This is a genomic window from Klebsiella sp. MPUS7 (assembly GCF_009905335.1).
GTDB classification, from domain to species: domain Bacteria; phylum Pseudomonadota; class Gammaproteobacteria; order Enterobacterales; family Enterobacteriaceae; genus Klebsiella; species Klebsiella grimontii.
Window position 1 is genome coordinate 2,881,229 of sequence record NZ_CP047604.1, and the last position, 16,832, is coordinate 2,898,060.

At 56.9% G+C, this 16,832-nt stretch carries 15 protein-coding genes; 4 read left to right on the forward strand and 11 right to left on the reverse strand.

Going from position 1 to position 16,832, the window contains the following annotated elements; translation table 11 throughout:
* Positions 1-26 precede the first annotated feature (26 nt).
* The 5 genes from mgtU to GUC22_RS13460 form a co-directional block, all read right to left on the reverse strand.
* Positions 27-113: a magnesium transporter protection protein MgtU gene (gene mgtU / locus GUC22_RS27520; RefSeq protein ID WP_253075166.1), complete on the reverse strand. Its 87-nt coding sequence runs from the start codon at positions 111-113 to the stop codon at positions 27-29.
* 13 nt (positions 114-126) lie between these two features.
* Positions 127-219: a protein MgtR gene (mgtR, locus tag GUC22_RS13445; protein WP_004101989.1), complete on the reverse strand. Its 93-nt coding sequence runs from the start codon at positions 217-219 to the stop codon at positions 127-129.
* Between the two features lie 18 nt (positions 220-237).
* A complete protein-coding gene (mgtA, locus tag GUC22_RS13450) occupies positions 238-2,970 on the reverse strand; it encodes a magnesium-translocating P-type ATPase (protein WP_049132019.1) in 2,733 nt (910 codons plus the stop codon).
* Between the two features lie 141 nt (positions 2,971-3,111).
* Positions 3,112-3,807, reverse strand: coding sequence for an MgtC family protein (locus GUC22_RS13455; RefSeq protein ID WP_004138035.1), 696 nt, complete (start codon positions 3,805-3,807; stop codon positions 3,112-3,114).
* 414 nt (positions 3,808-4,221) lie between these two features.
* Complete coding sequence (locus GUC22_RS13460) at positions 4,222-4,731, reverse strand: anti-virulence regulator CigR family protein (protein WP_024358206.1); 510 nt, start codon at positions 4,729-4,731, stop codon at positions 4,222-4,224.
* Between the two features lie 288 nt (positions 4,732-5,019).
* On the opposite strand from GUC22_RS13460, the gene GUC22_RS13465 reads away from it, so the two are divergent.
* Complete coding sequence (locus tag GUC22_RS13465; RefSeq protein WP_024358207.1) at positions 5,020-6,429, forward strand: MFS transporter; 1,410 nt, start codon at positions 5,020-5,022, stop codon at positions 6,427-6,429.
* Between the two features lie 17 nt (positions 6,430-6,446).
* On the opposite strand, the gene GUC22_RS13470 is transcribed toward GUC22_RS13465, so the two are convergent.
* Entirely contained in the window at positions 6,447-7,610 is a 1,164-nt protein-coding gene (locus GUC22_RS13470) for an MFS transporter (RefSeq protein ID WP_116943678.1), read from the reverse strand.
* A gap of 104 nt (positions 7,611-7,714) precedes the next feature.
* Here GUC22_RS13470 and GUC22_RS13475 point away from each other — a divergent pair, with 104 nt between their 5' ends.
* Positions 7,715-8,620, forward strand: a complete 906-nt coding sequence (locus GUC22_RS13475; RefSeq protein WP_102649824.1) for a LysR family transcriptional regulator — start codon at positions 7,715-7,717, stop codon at positions 8,618-8,620.
* On the opposite strand, the gene GUC22_RS13480 is transcribed toward GUC22_RS13475, so the two are convergent.
* The gene (locus tag GUC22_RS13480) at positions 8,589-9,494 is read right to left on the reverse strand and encodes a LysR family transcriptional regulator (protein WP_004138046.1); all 906 of its coding nucleotides are present in this window, start codon (positions 9,492-9,494) and stop codon (positions 8,589-8,591) included. The genes GUC22_RS13475 and GUC22_RS13480 overlap by 32 nt on opposite strands.
* A gap of 157 nt (positions 9,495-9,651) precedes the next feature.
* On the opposite strand from GUC22_RS13480, the gene GUC22_RS13485 reads away from it, so the two are divergent.
* Together GUC22_RS13485 and GUC22_RS13490 are read left to right on the forward strand one after the other, a co-directional pair.
* Positions 9,652-10,464, forward strand: a complete 813-nt coding sequence (locus GUC22_RS13485; protein WP_064371757.1) for a helix-turn-helix transcriptional regulator — start codon at positions 9,652-9,654, stop codon at positions 10,462-10,464.
* A gap of 85 nt (positions 10,465-10,549) precedes the next feature.
* A complete protein-coding gene (locus GUC22_RS13490) occupies positions 10,550-11,167 on the forward strand; it encodes a LysE family translocator (protein ID WP_049090376.1) in 618 nt (205 codons plus the stop codon).
* Positions 11,168-11,211: 44 nt separating this feature from the next.
* Here GUC22_RS13490 and GUC22_RS13495 read toward each other — a convergent pair whose 3' ends face one another.
* The 4 genes from GUC22_RS13495 to GUC22_RS13510 all read right to left on the reverse strand — a co-directional run bounded on the left by GUC22_RS13495 (position 11,212) and on the right by GUC22_RS13510 (position 16,798).
* Positions 11,212-13,512 carry an FdhF/YdeP family oxidoreductase gene (locus GUC22_RS13495; RefSeq protein WP_049090375.1) on the reverse strand — a complete coding sequence of 767 codons (2,301 nt, stop codon included), beginning with the start codon at positions 13,510-13,512 and terminating at the stop codon, positions 11,212-11,214.
* A 189-nt stretch (positions 13,513-13,701) separates the two neighbouring features.
* Entirely contained in the window at positions 13,702-14,619 is a 918-nt protein-coding gene (locus tag GUC22_RS13500; RefSeq protein ID WP_064410668.1) for a bestrophin family protein, read from the reverse strand.
* 203 nt (positions 14,620-14,822) lie between these two features.
* A complete protein-coding gene (locus GUC22_RS13505; protein ID WP_024358213.1) occupies positions 14,823-15,731 on the reverse strand; it encodes a cation diffusion facilitator family transporter in 909 nt (302 codons plus the stop codon).
* Between the two features lie 197 nt (positions 15,732-15,928).
* Positions 15,929-16,798 (reverse strand): oxygenase MpaB family protein, encoded by an 870-nt coding sequence (locus tag GUC22_RS13510; RefSeq protein WP_160183577.1) that lies wholly within the window; start codon positions 16,796-16,798, stop codon positions 15,929-15,931.
* Positions 16,799-16,832: the final 34 nt, after the last annotated feature.

A 16,832-nucleotide genomic window follows, 5' to 3' on the forward strand; every position in this document is an offset into this window, starting at 1 on the left:
TCCCGGGCCAGTGGCCCGGGATCCTCTTATCTAATCCAGATAGTCAGCAAAATAATGATGGCCGCAATCAGCGCCGCATGAATAAAGACTTTGTCCAGCGAACCTTTGCGCATCGCGCCCCCTTATTCAGAACAGGATTTGCCAGATAGCCAACAGCAGCACCAGCAGACCCATCAGGAAAAATATCAGCGCGATGATAGTGTCCGGAGAACGATTCATCTCTGCGCCTCCTTATTATCAGAACCACTGACCGAAACGTTTGATATAGAAACGCTTCATGCCCTGCGCGACCACGCAGTAGCTGAGCAGCGTCGCGACCAGCCACGGGAAGTAGCTCAGCGGCAGCGGCTCCAGCCCGACCATCGCTCCCAGCGGAGAGAACGGAATGTAGATGCCCATCGCCATAATCAATGCGGTGGTGAGCAGCACCGGCAGCGTCGCGCGGCTCTGGATAAACGGAATTTTCTGCGTTCTCAGCATATGTACGACCAGCGTCTGCGACAGCAGTCCTTCAATAAACCATCCGGACTGAAACAGCGCCTGGGCTTCGACGTTGTTCGCCGCGAACACGTACCACATCAGCGCGAAGGTGGTGATATCAAAAATGGACGACGTCGGGCCAATCCACAGCATAAAGCGGCCGATGTTTTTCGCATCCCACTTGCGCGGTTTGCGCAGGAACTCTTTGTCCATCTTGTCCCACGGCAGCGAGAGCTGGGAGAGATCGTACATCAGGTTCTGGATCAGCAGATGAATCGCCAGCATCGGCAGGAACGGAATAAACGCGCTGGCCACCAGTACCGAAAAGACGTTGCCGAAGTTAGAGCTGGCGGTCATATTCAGATACTTGATGATGTTGCCGAAGGTCTCACGCCCTTTGATCACCCCTTCTTCCAGCACCATCAAATCCTTTTCCAGCAGGATAATATCGGATGCCTCTTTGGCGATATCCGCCGCGCTGTCAACCGAAATACCGACGTCCGCATCGCGCAGCGCCGGCGCATCGTTGATGCCATCGCCGAGGAAGCCGACGGTGTGGCCGTTTTTCTGCAGCGTTTTCAGGATCCGCGACTTCTGCAGCGGCGTCAGTTTGGCGAACACCGCGCGCGTTTCCACTTCGCGCTCCAGTTCGTTATCCGTCATCGCCTCAATCTGCGGCCCGGTCAGGATACCGTGGGCATCGATGCCCACTTCCAGGCAAATCCGCGCCGTGACGACCGGGTTATCGCCGGTTAACACTTTCACTGCCACCCCGTTGTCGCGCAGCGCGGTAATCGCTTTTCCCGCGCTCTCTTTCGGCGGGTCGAGGAAGGTCAGCATTCCTTCGACCGTTAGCCCCTGCTCATCGTCGGCGCACAGCGGGGCTGTCAGAGCGGAATCATCCAGCTTGCGGGTCGCAACCAGCAGCACGCGGAAGCCCTGGGCATTGTAATCCTGCGTTTTGGCTAACAGCAGATCGCGTCGGGTGTCATCCAGCGCAACCACGCGGTCGCCTTCGCGAAGATGCGTGGCCACCGTCAGCATCTCTTCGACCGCGCCTTTGCAGATCAGGCTTTTATCGCCGTGGCGGACATCTTCCACCGACACCGACACCCGACGGCGAACAAAATCAAACGGCAGTTCATCAAGCTTCACGAAGCGCTCTTTGGTCGCTGGCGCAATCCGCCCCTCGCCAAAGCGCAGCACCGCCCGGTCCATCAGATTACGCGCCCCGCTCTGGCTGCTGCTGTTAAGCCACGCCAGCGTCAGCACCCGGTCGCTCTCGCTGCCGCTGACGTCAAGATGATGCTCAAGAATGATATTGTCCTGGGTCAGCGTGCCGGTTTTATCGGTGCACAGCACGTCCATGGCGCCGAAGTTCTGAATCGCGTTCAGCCGCTTGACGATCACTTTGCGCCGCGACATGGCGATAGCGCCTTTCGCCAGGTTTGAGCTGACGATCATCGGCAGCATTTCCGGCGTCAGGCCGACGGCGACCGCGAGAGCAAACAGCGATGCTTCAACCCAGTCGCCTTTGCTGAAACCGTTAATCAGCAGCACAATCGGCACCATCACCAGCATAAAGCGGATCAGCAGCCAGCTGACGCTGTTTACTCCGCGATCGAACGCCGTCTGGGTACGCGTGCCGACAATAGACTTCGCCAGCGAACCAAACCAGGTGCGGTTTCCGGTGGCCACCACCACCGCCTGCGCCCTGCCGCTGGTGACGTTGGTGCCCATCAGACAGATATTGCCCATCTCCAGCAGACTCTTGTCCTTGTTCGGCTCGGGCAGCCTGTCGCACCCTTTGCCGGACACGCTGGCCAGAACATCATACTTTTCAACCGGCAGCGATTCACCGCTGAGTATCGACTGGCTAACGAACAGGTCGCGGGACTCCAGCAGGCGGACATCCGCCGGAACCAGATCCCCCGCCGCCAGGAAGATGATGTCACCGGGCACCAGCTCCTCAATGGCAATTTCCTCCTGCGTCGGCCCCATGTTACCCGGACCGCGACGCAGCACCGTCGCCGTGGTGCGGACCATTGATTTCAGCGCCTGCGCCGCTTTGTTAGTGCGAAACTCCTGCCAGAAACGCAATAACCCGCTCAGGCTGACCATCGTGACGATAATGATAATCCCGGTCAGATCGGTCTCTTCGCCGTTACGCAGCGGCAGCCAGTAATCGGTCACGAAGCTGACGGCGGCCAGCGCCATCAGGACATAGATAAACGGGTTATTGAATGCCTGCAAAAGCTGAATTAGCGCCGGCGGCGCCTGCTCATGCGCAACCTCATTGCGGCCGTATTCATCCAGCCGTTCAAGGGCATCTTCGGTGGTGAGCCCCTGGCGGCTGCTGTTGAGCCGCGCCAGCGTATGATCCGGGCTGTTAAATGCCTCGGTTTCAATGGCGAAGCTTTTTTTATGCTGCTTATCATTTTCTGACGCAGACCGGTTGAGTTTCCGGTTTTCTATTTTCATGTCAGTCATGATTTATCCTCAAATTAAAAACGTGGTTATCCCTGCATAATTGGCTTATGCATAATTTATTTTTACGCTATTAAACGCTTCTTACTTTAATTGCCTGGGAACATTCATCATTCCCTCCTTATGCAAACTCTTGCCCGAAGGTTAACTTCCCTCAATGGCCCAGCGGACTGACGTAATATTTTCGTGACCGCCAATTTTTTCCATAATAAGGTCTCGCGCCTTGCGATAATCGGCATTGCCGACCAGCTCGATGCGAATTTCTTTATGCCCTTGTTCTTGCGCGGTTATGGATGCCAGCCCCAACAGGCTGAGCCTCATCTCTTTGCTGATAGCGAGTAGTTGCTGACGAATCGCGTTTTCATGTTCGCTATGACAGATAATATTCAGGACATAGCATTTCTCTTCTTCTGTCGCGCCGGGAATATGATTAATTCGCTGCGCCGCTTCGCGCAGTAAAATATTCGCGCAGAGGATGATCAGCGTTGCCGCCGCGGCTTGCCAGAACTGGCCTAACCCGCACAGGACGCCAATCGCCGCCGAGCACCACAGCGTGGCGGCGGTATTAAGGCCGCGCACGTTCATGCCTTCGCGCATGATAACGCCCGCGCCGAGGAAGCCAATCCCGGAGACCACCTGCGCCGCAATACGGCCCGGGCTATCCGGGGAAGCGGCAACGGAGCTGAGAATAAACACCGCCGCGCCGGTGGCGACCAGCGCATTAGTGCGCAGGCCGGCCATCCGCTGCCGCCACTGTCTTTCGGCGCCAATCAGCGCGCCCAACAGCATCGCGGCGAGTAAATTTGCGATATAAGGAAACATCAACATAGTTTCCTCCATTTTTGCTGGAAGAATTAACTATGTGCTTTATTAAGCACACGACAAATTGTCGCCGGAGAGGCGATTAACGTCGCGTTGACGGTGGAGGGAATAATGTATTTTTAAACAGGAACATGACGATTATCCTCGCAGCCTGGCTGCGTTATTTTTTATGGGATGCAATCGTCTGGATCAGGAGGATTGCTGCCCGCCGGTTGGCAAGCAGCGCAGAAAAAATAGCGTCAGCTTGCCTTGATGTTTAAGTAAGGGTGACTGTCCAACATATTTCTCCTGTATGAATTTGTGCTCATTATAGTCATTCAATTATTTGAGTAAAGGTAAAATCTCGCTTTAGTGACGATTTGTTTAGAATGACCTTAATGCGCTAAATCGGTGCTGATAAAACTAACCCCGGCACTAACCGGGGTTAATTCACTAATCAAAAACGCCATTAATTATCGACGTCACGATCGCCGTACTTAGCGCGATCAGCACTAAATCCTGACCCACCACCCGCCATTCATAGCCTGGATAGTAAGGCAGTTCATTGAGCATCGATGCCGGAACCGCTTTTTTGGCAATCCCCGGAGGTAATGGTTTGCCGCGAGCCAGGTTTTTGGCGATTCCCGGCGGCAGCGACTGGTAGCCGGTTAAACCGTAGTTTACCGCCAGCGAACGCGCTCTGGAAAAGCTGATATCGGCAGAGACATGATCGGGTTTGCCGTAATTTTTTCTCTGCCCCTGATTACCCTGTTTGTGACCCTGATTGCCCTTGTCTGCGTTGTTTTTACCGCTATTGCCGTTGTTGCCATGGTTACCGCTATTACCATGGCTACTGCCGCCGTTGCCGTTGCCGTTGCCAGGATTGGCGAAGACCGGCGTTGCCATCATTGACAGCGAAAGCGCCGCCGCCAGCGCTGCCTGTAGGACTTTCTTACTGGACATGATTTTTTTCCTGAGTGGTCGTACTCGCTTTGAATGTAGGTGAATAACCAGAGCGCAACAATCTCTCGTTATCTTAAATTTAATCCAGATCAAACTCAGCGGTGTGATGGTGAATTCCTTCAGGCTGCGGGCGGATGAAGCGCTAAAACCAGCATACAACTCTACTCGGATAGCATTGTCGCTATTTTATTCTGCAAATGCAATTTCACCGATGTGATTAAAAATTTAAAACCATTAACAATCAAATAACATTAGCAGGCAAACATTTTATCTGAGGAAAATAACAATATGTCTACCACCCAGGTTCTGGGCGACGCCGCGTTCGCCTCCCCAGGACATCCGCACTCCAGTCTGACCGCCCGCATCGATGCGCTGCCCGCTTCCGTTGGCCTGTGGTCTTTTATCACCCTCCTGGCGCTGGGCGGCTTCTTCGAGCTGTACGATCTTTTTCAGACCGGCTATATCAGCACCGGGCTGCTGGCAGAGAATATTTTCCATACCGGCGAACAGGGTATCTTCGGCATTTCCGACCAGGCCGCCTTCGCCTCGTCCACCTTTATGGGGCTGTTTATTGGCGCCAGCCTGCTTGCGCCGCTGGCGGATAAACTGGGCCGCCGCCTGACGTTTATGTTCGCCCTTGCCTGGTATGGCGTATTTTCGCTGATGATGGCCCTGCAAAGCAGCGCCGAAGGAGTTATCTTCTGCCGCTTTCTGGTGGGCGTCGGTCTCGGCATTGAGCTGGTAACGATCGACACTTATTTAAGCGAATGGGTACCGACGCATCTGCGCAATAAAGCCTTTGCTTTCGCCTTCTTTATTCAGTTTTTATCGGTTCCCGCCGTGGCGCTGATGTCGTGGATGCTGGTGCCGATCGCCCTTTTCGGCCTGACCGGCTGGCGCTGGGTGATTATCTTCGGCGCGCTCTGTTCGCTGATCATCTGGGTTATCCGCAAGAAGCTGCCGGAGTCGGCGCGCTGGCTGGAGGAAAAAGGTCGCCACGAGGAAGCCCACAAGGTGATGTGCGAAATGGAACAGCGCTGCGGCGTTTCTCCCTCGCCGCGCCACCGGATTGAGATGCAACATAACCGCCGCAGGCTGGGAAGCTTTAAAGCGATCTGGGCGCCGCAGTACCGCAAACGCACGATCATGCTGATGGTGATGAACTTCTTCCAGGCCATTGGCTTCTTTGGCTTCGGCAACTGGCTGCCCGCCCTGCTTTCCGGTCAGGGGGCGAGCATTACCCACAGCCTGCTGTACGCGTTCTTTATTACCCTCGCCTATCCGATTGGCTGCCTGTTCTGCACCCGCTTCGTCCATCGTTTTGAAAATAAATGGCAAATTGTGCTTTCGGCGCTGATGACGGTGGTGTTTGGCACCCTGTTTGCCCTACAGAACAGTCCGGTGCTGCTGGTGATTTGCGGGTTTATGATCACCTGGTCAAACGCCTGGCTGACCATTAGCTATCACGCCTACCAGGCGGAGGTCTTCCCGACCCACATTCGCGCGCGGGCGGTTGGCTTCTGCTACTCCTTTAGCCGGCTGTCAACGGCGATCACCAGCATTTTGATCGGCGTTATTTTGCAATACGCCGGAACCCCAGGGGTGATTAGCTTTATCGTCGCCAGCATGCTGATGGTGATGCTGTCGGTGGGTATCTTTGGTCCGAAAACCCGCGGGATCAGCCTGGAGAATATTTGACGCTAGCCGCCGCCGGGTTAGCCGGCGGCGCGCGTGGCTAATCTTTTCTCCTGAACCCGCAGCAGCCACGGCAGCGGCAATGCGCTCAGGGCGCAGAGCAGCAATATCCCCTGCATCGCCCGTTCGCCGCCCCCGTCAACCGAGAGCAACCACGACGAAAGCAGAAAGGCCGCCGCCGTGCTTAATGACATCAGGGTATTCTGTAAAAGCGTAAACCCGGCCCTGGCGCTATCCGCTGGAAAACGCATCGCCACCGCCGATGAGGCCACCAGGCGGCAGTAGGCGGCAGCCAGAAACAGCAGCATAAACAGTGCGCCGCCGTGGTTGAAGATAAAAGCAATGCTCAGGCTCAGTATAAACAGCAGACTGCCCAGCAGGCTGATGCGGTAGCCGCTATAACGCTGACACAGCCTGCCGGTCAATTTAGTGGCGCACAGCCCTGCCGCTCCGCCGGCGAAAAAGAGCCACGGCAATTCGTCGCCGCTGGCCCCCAGCTTAGTCGTAAGTAGCGGTACCAACAGCGGAATGATTAACATTGGACTGAACTGCGCGAGGGCGTTGCCGGAGGCATGAAACAGCAGCGAGGATGACCATCGCAAGCCCGCCTGAGGACTCGCCTCGATGGACTGTTCCGGCAGCGCAAGGACTATCAGCGGTAAAGCGATTATACAGAGTCCGCCGATCGTCGCGGGGGCACTCTGCCAGCCGATTTTTTCACTGAGAAATAGCATCGTCGGCATGCCGACAATGCTGACCAGCGAGAATGCGGCAATCGTTGAGGCCAATGCCCGAGGGCGCAGCTGCGGCGGCATAATGTTGACCAGCAGACTACTGGCCACGCCCATCGTGGTCCCGCCGACCACCCCGGCAAGGAAACGCCAGAATAACAATACGTCAAAACGGGTGGTGGTTAGCGTCATCGCCGTTAATCCCCCCAACAGGGCCATGTTGCAGAGCAAGAAACGCCTTGGTTTAAGCTGACCGACCCATCGCCATACGCCGATCCCCGAAATGACTGAAGCCAGCGTATAGATACCGGTGACGTAACCCGCCTGGCTTACCGGGACCTGAAACGTCGGCGCCATCCAGGTAAATAAGGGATTAAAAATCATATATTCAAGCGCGTTGATGAACTGAACGAAAGCGATAATCAACGTTGCGCGTACCAGATAACCGGGCATGTAAAGCTCCTTACAATGGAATGCGCAGAGTCTAGCCGCTGGTAAATCCGCGCATAAGCCGGTAAAAGTGGCGTTGTTAATTATCAAAATCGGGATAATCAAGAGTGAAAAGAGTGGATCTTAACGCGCTGCGGGTCTTCGTCACCGTGGCGGAAAATGGCTCATTCAGCGCCGGAGCAAAAGCGCTGCAGATGCCCTCATCGAACGTAAGCCGACAGATTTCACAGCTTGAGGAGAGCCTTCAGCTGCGTTTGATACAGCGCAGTACCCGGCATATGAAGCTGACCTCTGCCGGGCAGACGCTGCTCGCCAGTATGCGGCCGCTGCTGGAGCAACTTGCCGCGACGGAAGCCGAGCTGACTCAGCAGCAGGCCGAACCCGAAGGGCCGCTGCGTCTGTGCCTGCCGAACGAGATTGGCCCCTCGCTGTTTGCGCCGCTCATGGCGCAATTCGCCCTGCGCTACCCGAAAATAACCGTGAGCTGTACCACGAATCTGGCGGGCACGGAGGTGTTAAAAGAGGATGTGGATATTGCGGTGATCATCACCCGCGGCAAAATGGAAGACGCCAGCGTGATTGCGCGCCCGCTCTTTTTGTTTCCCTGCTGCGTGGTCGCTTCTCCGCAGCTGATTGCCAGAACGGGTATGCCGACAAACAGCGAGCAATTAACCACGCTGCCCTGTATTACCACCGTTAGCGCCCTGGCGGGGCAAGCCTGGCAGTTCGCCGCGGCGGACGGTAGCTTCAAAAAGGTTAGCGTCAACGGCCACTATCGCGTCAACAGTGGCGAAATGGCCCTGCACGCCGCGCTTGCCGGCGTCGGCTTCGCGATTCTGGGGGAGAAACCCTGCCGCCCGTTTATCGAACGCGGTGAACTCCAGGAAGTCACGCTGGAGCTGCCGCCGGCGCCGTTACAGCTCTCCGCCCTCTATCGTGAGCGCCACTTTATGCCCGCCAGAACGCGCGTCTGGCTTGAATTTATCCAGTCGCAGATGGCCGACGTTCGCTAAAAATCACCTGCGCATCGGTAAAACATTTTTCCGCCAGCGACGACACCGGCTCTTTATTACGCATGATCAGCGCCAGCGTCGAGTCGACCTCCGTCTCGGCGATTGGTCTGATGTCGAGATTATCGCTCAGCGCTTCCAGACCGTTGTTCAGCGGCATAATCGCGCAGCAGATCCCGGCCTGCACCGCCTGGATAATCTGAAACGTGGAGTCGCTTTCGAAAACGTATTTTGGCGCCAGCCCCTTGGCCTTAAAGCTCATCTCAATCGATTCGCGGTAGTACATGCCCTTGGTCAAAAAGCCCAGCGGCAACGAGGCCAGCGTCTCCCAACCGGGGATCGCGTCAGCAAACTGGAAATGGCGCTTATCGTGCAGCAAACCCATCCGGGTGTTCGGCAGCCACACCACGTTGAACAGCTGGCTATCGACGTGATGCAGATAGCAGATCCCCAGATCCAGCTGGTTGCGGCTGACGCCGTCGATAATCTGTTCCGAGGTCATGGACAGCAGACTGAACTGCAACTCCGGGTATTTATCCGCCAGCGGTTTGATCAGCTGCATCGGATTCAGGCTGGCTAAGGGCACCATTCCCACTCTGAGCTGGCCGACCATCTGCCCGCGGCAGATAGCCGCCTCCGCCTCCAGCCCGTCGTGCGCCGCCAGCAGCGCTCGCGCCCAGGCCAGAATACGCTCGCCTTCCGGGGTAAACCCTTCAAACCGCTGCCCGCGCTGAATCAGAGTCAGATTAAGTTCTTCTTCAAGATTGCGGATCCGCATTGATAGCGTAGGCTGGGTGATATGGCAGGCCGCCGCGGCCTGGCCGAAATGTCGTGTTCTGTCGAGCGCAATCAGGTACTTAAGCTGTTTGATATCCATTAATGATCCACTGTTTGCGCAATCTGCTGCCCGCGCCGCAGGCAAAATGTTAGCTAAATGTTATGTTCAGCGTTGATGAAATTCAAGCGCCGGTCGACCGTTGCTCGTCCCGCGCACCTGAGGCTACACTCATGCTATGCCCCGGCAGGAGAAACCGTTGAAAACTCGCCTTCATCACGTTCAGCAGCACCGGATAGCCATGCCGGGGCTGGAAGCCATATCGTTAGTCACGGAACAGAGCTTTTCGCGCCATTCCCACGATCGGTTCGGCATCGGGATTTTCACTCAGGGCGCGCAGCGTTCGTGGAGCCATCTGGGCAAAGTTGAAGCCGCCGCCGGAAATATCATTATGGTTAATCCAGGGGAGATGCACGACGGTATCCCGCTGGAGGGCCCACGCAGCTGGCGGATGGTCTATCTCGATCCTGAGCGCGTTGTCGACGAACTGCAGGGAGAGATGAAGGCCGAAGAGATCCTCCTGCGTCCGGTCGTCGACGACCCGCAGCTGCGCGGGCAAATGCAGCGGCTGTTTCGCGAGATCGTCGCCAGCGCGCCCGACGATACCGCCGTGGAAGAGGCGCTGCTGCTCTGCCTGATGCAGGTGAGCCAATATCATCTTTGCGCCAGGCAGCCCGCCAAAATCGGCACTCCCGCCATTGCGCTGGCCAGGCAATATCTCGACGACGCCCCGGAAGAAAAAATCTCTCTCGACGCGCTGGCTACCCTCTGCGGTCTCAGCCGCTTTCAGCTGATCCGCGGCTTCGCCCGTGAAACCGGCATTACGCCGCACGCCTACCTGGTACAGGCCCGCGTACGCCTGGCTCGCCGTCTGCTGGCGGAAGGTTACTCCCCCGCCGATACCGCGTTCATGGCCGGCTTTGCCGATCAGAGCCATCTGACCCGCGCGTTTCAAAAACAGTTTGCCGTCACGCCGGGCAGCTATCAGGCGCTCGTTCAGGCGAGTCGCTAGCCGATGTTGTGCAATTTTGTTCAATACCGGCGCGCGGCTTTGCGAAATACTCAGGGCCTCGATTCACAACATCAGGAATAACATCATGGCGCTCATCAGCCCTGAGTTTCTTTTGACTTCGCTTATTGTGGTTATCGCTCCCGGCACCGGGACGCTGTACACCATTGCCACCGGTCTGGCGGCGGGCAGACGAATGAGTTTTGCCGCGGCCTTCGGCTGCACCCTGGGCATTATTCCGCATATGCTGGCGGCGATAACCGGGCTGGCGGCCATCCTCCACAGCACGCCCGGCGCATTCGAACTGGTGAAGTACGCCGGCGTCGCCTGGCTGCTGTACCTCGCCTGGGCCACGCTGACCCAGCGCGGCAGCCTGAGCGTGGAAGGCGTCGGGCAACGCAACCCGCGGCAGGTCATCAGCCACGCCATTCTGATCAATTTGCTTAACCCCAAGCTGCCGCTCTTCTTTCTCGCCTTTCTGCCGCAGTTTATGCAGCGCGGCTCGGCTTCGCCGGTCCGGGAAATGCTGATCCTGAGCGCCATGTTTATGCTGATGACGCTGCTGGTTTTTATGCTCTATGGCGCCTTTGCGGCGGCGATGCGCGGGTACGTGCTGACTCGCCCCAGGGTTTTACAGGGGCTGAGAGTCAGCTTTGCCGCCGGTTTTGTCGGGCTGGGGATTAAGCTGATTCTGGCGCAAAGGTAGCCGTTCGCCCGCGTCGCTATCCGCGCCGTGGGCGAAACGGCGGCTTAGCGCAGCCCCGCCAGCGGGCGGATCTCTTTCGAGCGCAGGGTTAAACGGACGGGCGCCGATTTATACGACGGCGTGCCGCTCTCTTTATCGAGATAATCGAGAGGGACCAGCACGTTCGCTTCGGGGTAGTAGGCAGCAACGGTGCCCGGCGCGATGCTGTAGGCGACCAGCGTGATATCTTCCAGCCGCTGCTGGTGGCCCGGCAGCGCGGAGCTGATATCGACCCGATCGCCATGCTCGAATCCCTGCTCCGCCATGTCCTGCTCGTTCATAAACAGCACGTCGCGACGGCCAAACACCCCGCGGTAGCGATCGTCCATGGCATAAATGGTGGTGTTGTACTGATCGTGGCTGCGCAGCGTCACCAGCCGCATCACATCGTTACCTTCCACCTGTAGGTTTTCGCGCACGCCGTGGAAAACCGAGAACATCGCTTTACCGGTCGGCGTCGGCCAGATACGCTCCGTCGGCGGCAGCGGCATACGAAAACCGCCGGGATGGCGAATACGCTGATTGTACTGGTCAAAACCGGGAACGGTCTGCTCAATCAGATCGCGGATCCGATCGTAGTCGGCGACCAGCCACTGCCAGTCGATTTTGCTCTCCGGCAGCGTCGCCGTTGCCATTGCGGCGACAATCGCCGGTTCCGAGCGCAGCTCAGGCGAGCCGGGCTTCAGCTTGCCTGATGACGCGTGCACCATCGACATCGAATCTTCGACGGTGATCGACTGGCGTCCGGTCTCCTGAATATCGAGTTCGGTTCTCCCAAGGCACGGCAGGATAAAGGTCTCTTTCGCCACCAGAAGATGCGAGCGGTTAAGCTTAGTGCCAATATGGACGCTCAGATCCAGCCCCCGCATCGCCGGAAAAGCCCGTTCGCTATCCGGCATGGCCACCGCGAAGTTACCGCCAAGGCAGATGAGCGCTTTCGATTCACCGTCAATCATCGCCTGCAGCGCTTTTACCGCATCATGGCCGTGCTCCTGCGGCGGCGTAAAACCACACACCCGCTGCAGGTTGGCGAGAAACTGGGCGCTCGGTTTTTCGGTGATGCCGACGGTACGGTTGCCCTGGACGTTGGAGTGGCCGCGCAGCGGGCAGATCCCGGCTCCCGGCTTGCCAATATTCCCGCGCATTAGCAGCAGGTCAGCTATCAGGCGTACGTTGGAAGTGCCCTTGTTATGCTGGGTGATGCCCATGCCGTAAGTGATAATCGTGGCGTGAGATTTAGCGTAAGCCGCCGCCACCCGTTCAAGATCGCCGCGCGTCAGGCCCGACTCGCGTTCGATATCCGGCCACGGCGTCGCGTCGACATCCCGCGCAAAGTCGGCAAAGCCCAGGGTATGCTCATCGATAAAGGTCCGATCCAGCACCTCGCCCTGCTCCTCCTCAAGCCTTAACAGCGCCTTCGCGATCCCCTTAAGCGCCGCCGCGTCGCCGCCCGCTTTGACCTGGAAGTAGGTCGATGCAATGTTGGTTGAGCTGTAGGTCGCCATCTCAATGACGTTCTGCGGATCGGCGAATCGCTCCAGCGCCCGCTCTTTTAACGGGTTGAAGACGATAATCGGCACGCCCCGACGCGCCAGTTCGTGCAGCGTACCCATCATGCGCGGATGGTTGGTGCCGGGATTGTGGCCGATAGAGATAACCAGCTCGGTTTTGTCAAAGTCATCAAGCGAGACGGTCCCTTTACCGATGCCGATCGACTGCGGCAGGCCGACGCTGGTCGACTCGTGGCACATATTGGAGCAGTCAGGAAAGTTGTTGGTACCGTATTCGCGGGCAAACAGCTGGAACAGCCAGGCCACTTCATTAGAGGCGCGCCCGGAGGTGTAGAACTCCACTTCATTGGGCTGCAGGGTGCGAAGAACTTCGCCAATGCGGGTAAACGCCGCTTCCCATGACACCGGACGCAGGGTGTCGCTGGCCTTATTGTAGGCCAGAGGCTGGGTTAAACGCCCGTAGCCTTCCAGCTCGAAATCGCTCCGGGCCAGCAGCGACGTGACGCTGTTCGCCGCCAGAAACTCTGCCGTGACCCGCTTGCTGGTGGCCTCCCAGGTCACCGCTTTGGCGCCGTTTTCGCAGAACTGAAACGTGGATTTATGCTCTTTATCGGGCCAGGCGCAGCCGGGGCAATCAAAGCCATCCGGCTGATTGGTTCGCAGTAGCGTCGCGGGGGCATCGAGCGCATCCATTTGCGTACGAACGGCGATGGCGGTGGCTTTTAAGGCACCCCAGCCTCCCGCCGGGCCATCATACGGATGGACGCCGGGAACGACGCGTCTTTTATTACTCATGTTCACTCCTGATGCGCTTTCGGCGGCGGATAGCAGGTGAAACGCCGCGTGATTCTTATCACCCGCTACCAGCCAGCGTAACGGGCATTTTTGTTAACGAAAGCATAACAATCAGGGCCGAGACTGTATAATCAATGTTATCTATCACGCGTTAGATTTAACTTATTTAACGAATAATAAACATACAAATTAGGTCAGATTGTAGTAGCGATCCGGCTCAAGTTGCGCCGGCAAAGGATGCTGCCCGGTCATATCCAGCAGGTTGCGCTCAATGGTGTTGCACATCGCGTTCAGCGGCAAATCATTGGCCGCGGTACCGAACGGATCCTCCAGCTCTTCCGCCAGCGAATCCCATGACAGAAAGGTGTAGGAGATAAAGACCGACACGAACGGCGTCATATAGTGCAGGTCGCCGACCAGGGCAAACGGCAGCAGAGTACAGAACAGGTAAACCGTGCGCTGCAAAATAAGCGTGTAGGCAAAGGGGACCGGCGTGCTGGCGAGGCGCTCGCAGCCGCCCAGCGCATGACCGAGCTCATCTAGCTTATTGTCCATCAGGCTGAAGGTGATATCGCTGAGCTTCCCCTCCGCGCGAAGACGCCCCAGCTCATCCCCCGCCAGCAGCAGAATACGATTGGTGGGCATCGAGCTGGCGAGAATGTCCGCCACGTCTGACGGCGGCAGCAAACGCGCTAAATCGGCGCTCGGGTCCGTCTTGCGCAGCTGATGCTTCAGGCTCCAGCTAAACGCGACCAGATAGCTCACCAGCCGCTGATGGGATACGCTTTCCATCGGCAGGATATTCTTCAGCTGGCGCACCAGCGTTCTCTGGGCAATCAGTACCGTTCCCCACAGATTGCGCGCTTCAACAAAGCGGTTGTACCCGGCGCTGTTTCGAAAACCGAGAAAAATGGCAATGGCAATCCCCAGCAGGCTAAACGGCGCAACGGTAAGATGGATCCCCAGTTGCTCGTACCATTGATAGCTGATGATGGCGATAATCGACATCAGCAGATTAAGCAGCAGGCGAAAGACGATTTTTGACAGCACCGAGCCGTGCCAGTCAAACAGACGAAGAAACCAGTGTTGTTCTGGCCGGATAATCATTGTATTACTTCCTGAAATTTCGCACGGGCAATAGATATTTTCTATTAGCCGATTGGCTTTTTATATTGTTTAAAAACACGACAATGCGTCAACCTGCTATTAATCAGCGATGAAAGAATAGCCGCTGAATTATGGTCCTTTTTTATTTGCCAGGCAATATTGTCCGCAGAATAATAAAATCCTTTAGGTTTCTGGGGAATAAACTACGTATTCATTGCGGCTATTTCCGCGCGACAAGGGTCGATATGAATCATCATATGCATAACGTTATGGCTATTTAGTACTCGCGAGCGCGCCGTCAGCGCAATATCGTGCCCTTGCGCAACCGATAAATTTCCCGGTACTTCAATGTGCACATCGACCAGAATGAAATCTCCGGCACGGCGGGTTTTGAGGTCATGCAGCGCCGCAACGCCGGGCGTCGCCAGAATGGTGGCGGTTATCTGCTGCTCGGTATCGCGGTCCACTGAGCGATCCATTAAGTCATGCAGGGCGTCAGACGAAAAGGTATAGCCCATGCGGGTGACCAGCGCGCCGACGACCAGCGCGGCGACCGGGTCAAGCCACGCGAAACCGGCCAGATTACCGATGATGCCGACCGCAACGACTACCGAAGACGCGGCGTCTGAGCGGGCGTGCCACGCGTTGGCAATCAGCATTGAAGAGTGGATTTGCTTAGCCGCCCTTAGCATATAACGGAATAAAATCTCTTTGGCGACCAGCGCGGCGAGCGCCACCCACAGCGCGGTAATATGCACATTCTGGATAGACTCCGGATGCCACAGCTTGCCGCAGGCGGACCACAGCATCCCCGCGCCAACCAGTAACAGCAGCGCGCCAATCGCCAGGGAAGCGCCGTTTTCATAGCGCCAGTGCCCGTAGGGGTGATCGTCATCAGAAGGCTGGCGGCTTTTTTTATTCGCCAGCAGCACGACAAAATCGGCGACTAAATCGGAAAGAGAATGGATACCATCGGCAATGAGTCCTTGCGATCCGCAAAACACGCCCGCCAGCACCTGAGCGCTGGATAAAAAAAGGTTGACCACCACGCTGACCAGCGTCGTTTTACGCGCAACCTGAGAACGCCGATTCTCATCAGTCATCCCGCTCATGTTCGCTTCTCCGTAAAAAAATAAATAACGTACGCGCTTCGGCTTAATTTTTCCTGAATAATTCGCCGCCGTTAAGAGAAGATTTAATTATTTTTACCATCGCTAAATATATAAATGAGAATAGTTTGTTTTTAAAAAATATAGCCATGACAATAATAGCCATGGCTATATTCCCGGGTAAAACGCAGCCTGAATAATTAAAATTGATTCATCCGGCGCATGGCGCAGTGATAAGCGCCGTTGCGCACCGACGCGCGCAGTACGCGAGCGACGCCGTGCACCGCTATCCGCGCGCTGTGGCGCTGCGTTGCGCTCAGCGGTAAATTGAGCATCTCCTGCGCCCACGGCGGCAGCAGATCAATTCCGGCGCACATCATCATTCGCCCAACCGGCTGGCTCAGGCGACCGGGCAGGCGGGTCGACAGCAGTACGTCGGCCACTTCCTGCGTTCGCTCATCGCAGCGCAGCACCGGGCGCATATCCTGCAGATAGTCGGCAACCTGCCGCGGCGTCACCGGGATATCCCGAGCGCCAAGGCGGCGGGCAATTTCGGCGGCTTCCTGATAATACTGCTCCTGGCGGGCGGGGCTCACCACGGTACGTTTATAGCGCAGATGCGAGGCCATAAAGCTGCTGCATTCGGCGACGTGGACCCAGGTCAGCAAGTGCGGATCGCTGGCCTGATACGGCGTGCCGTCTTTATCCCGGCCGCTGACCCGCAGGTGGATCCCCTGCACTTTTGCGATCAGCCGTTCGGCGTCGGCGGTGGTACCAAAGGTGGTGGCGGAAATAAACTGGCTGGTGCGGCGCAGGCGGCCGAAGATATCCTCACGGAAGTTTGAGTGATCCCAGACCCCCGCCAACGCCAGAGGATGCAGCATCTGTAACAGCAGCGCGCTGACGCCGCCGCAGAGCATGGAGGTAAAATCGCCGTGAACCTGCCAGATCGCCGATTGCGGGCCAAATAGCCCCGGTTCCCCTTTGGGATGCTCAAAATCGATCTCTTTTAGCGCTATCCCGGTTAAGCCCAGAACCTGAGCCTCAATGGTTTTACGTATGCCGATCATTACCCTACCTGCTCTTTTCCGTGAGCGGCAAAGA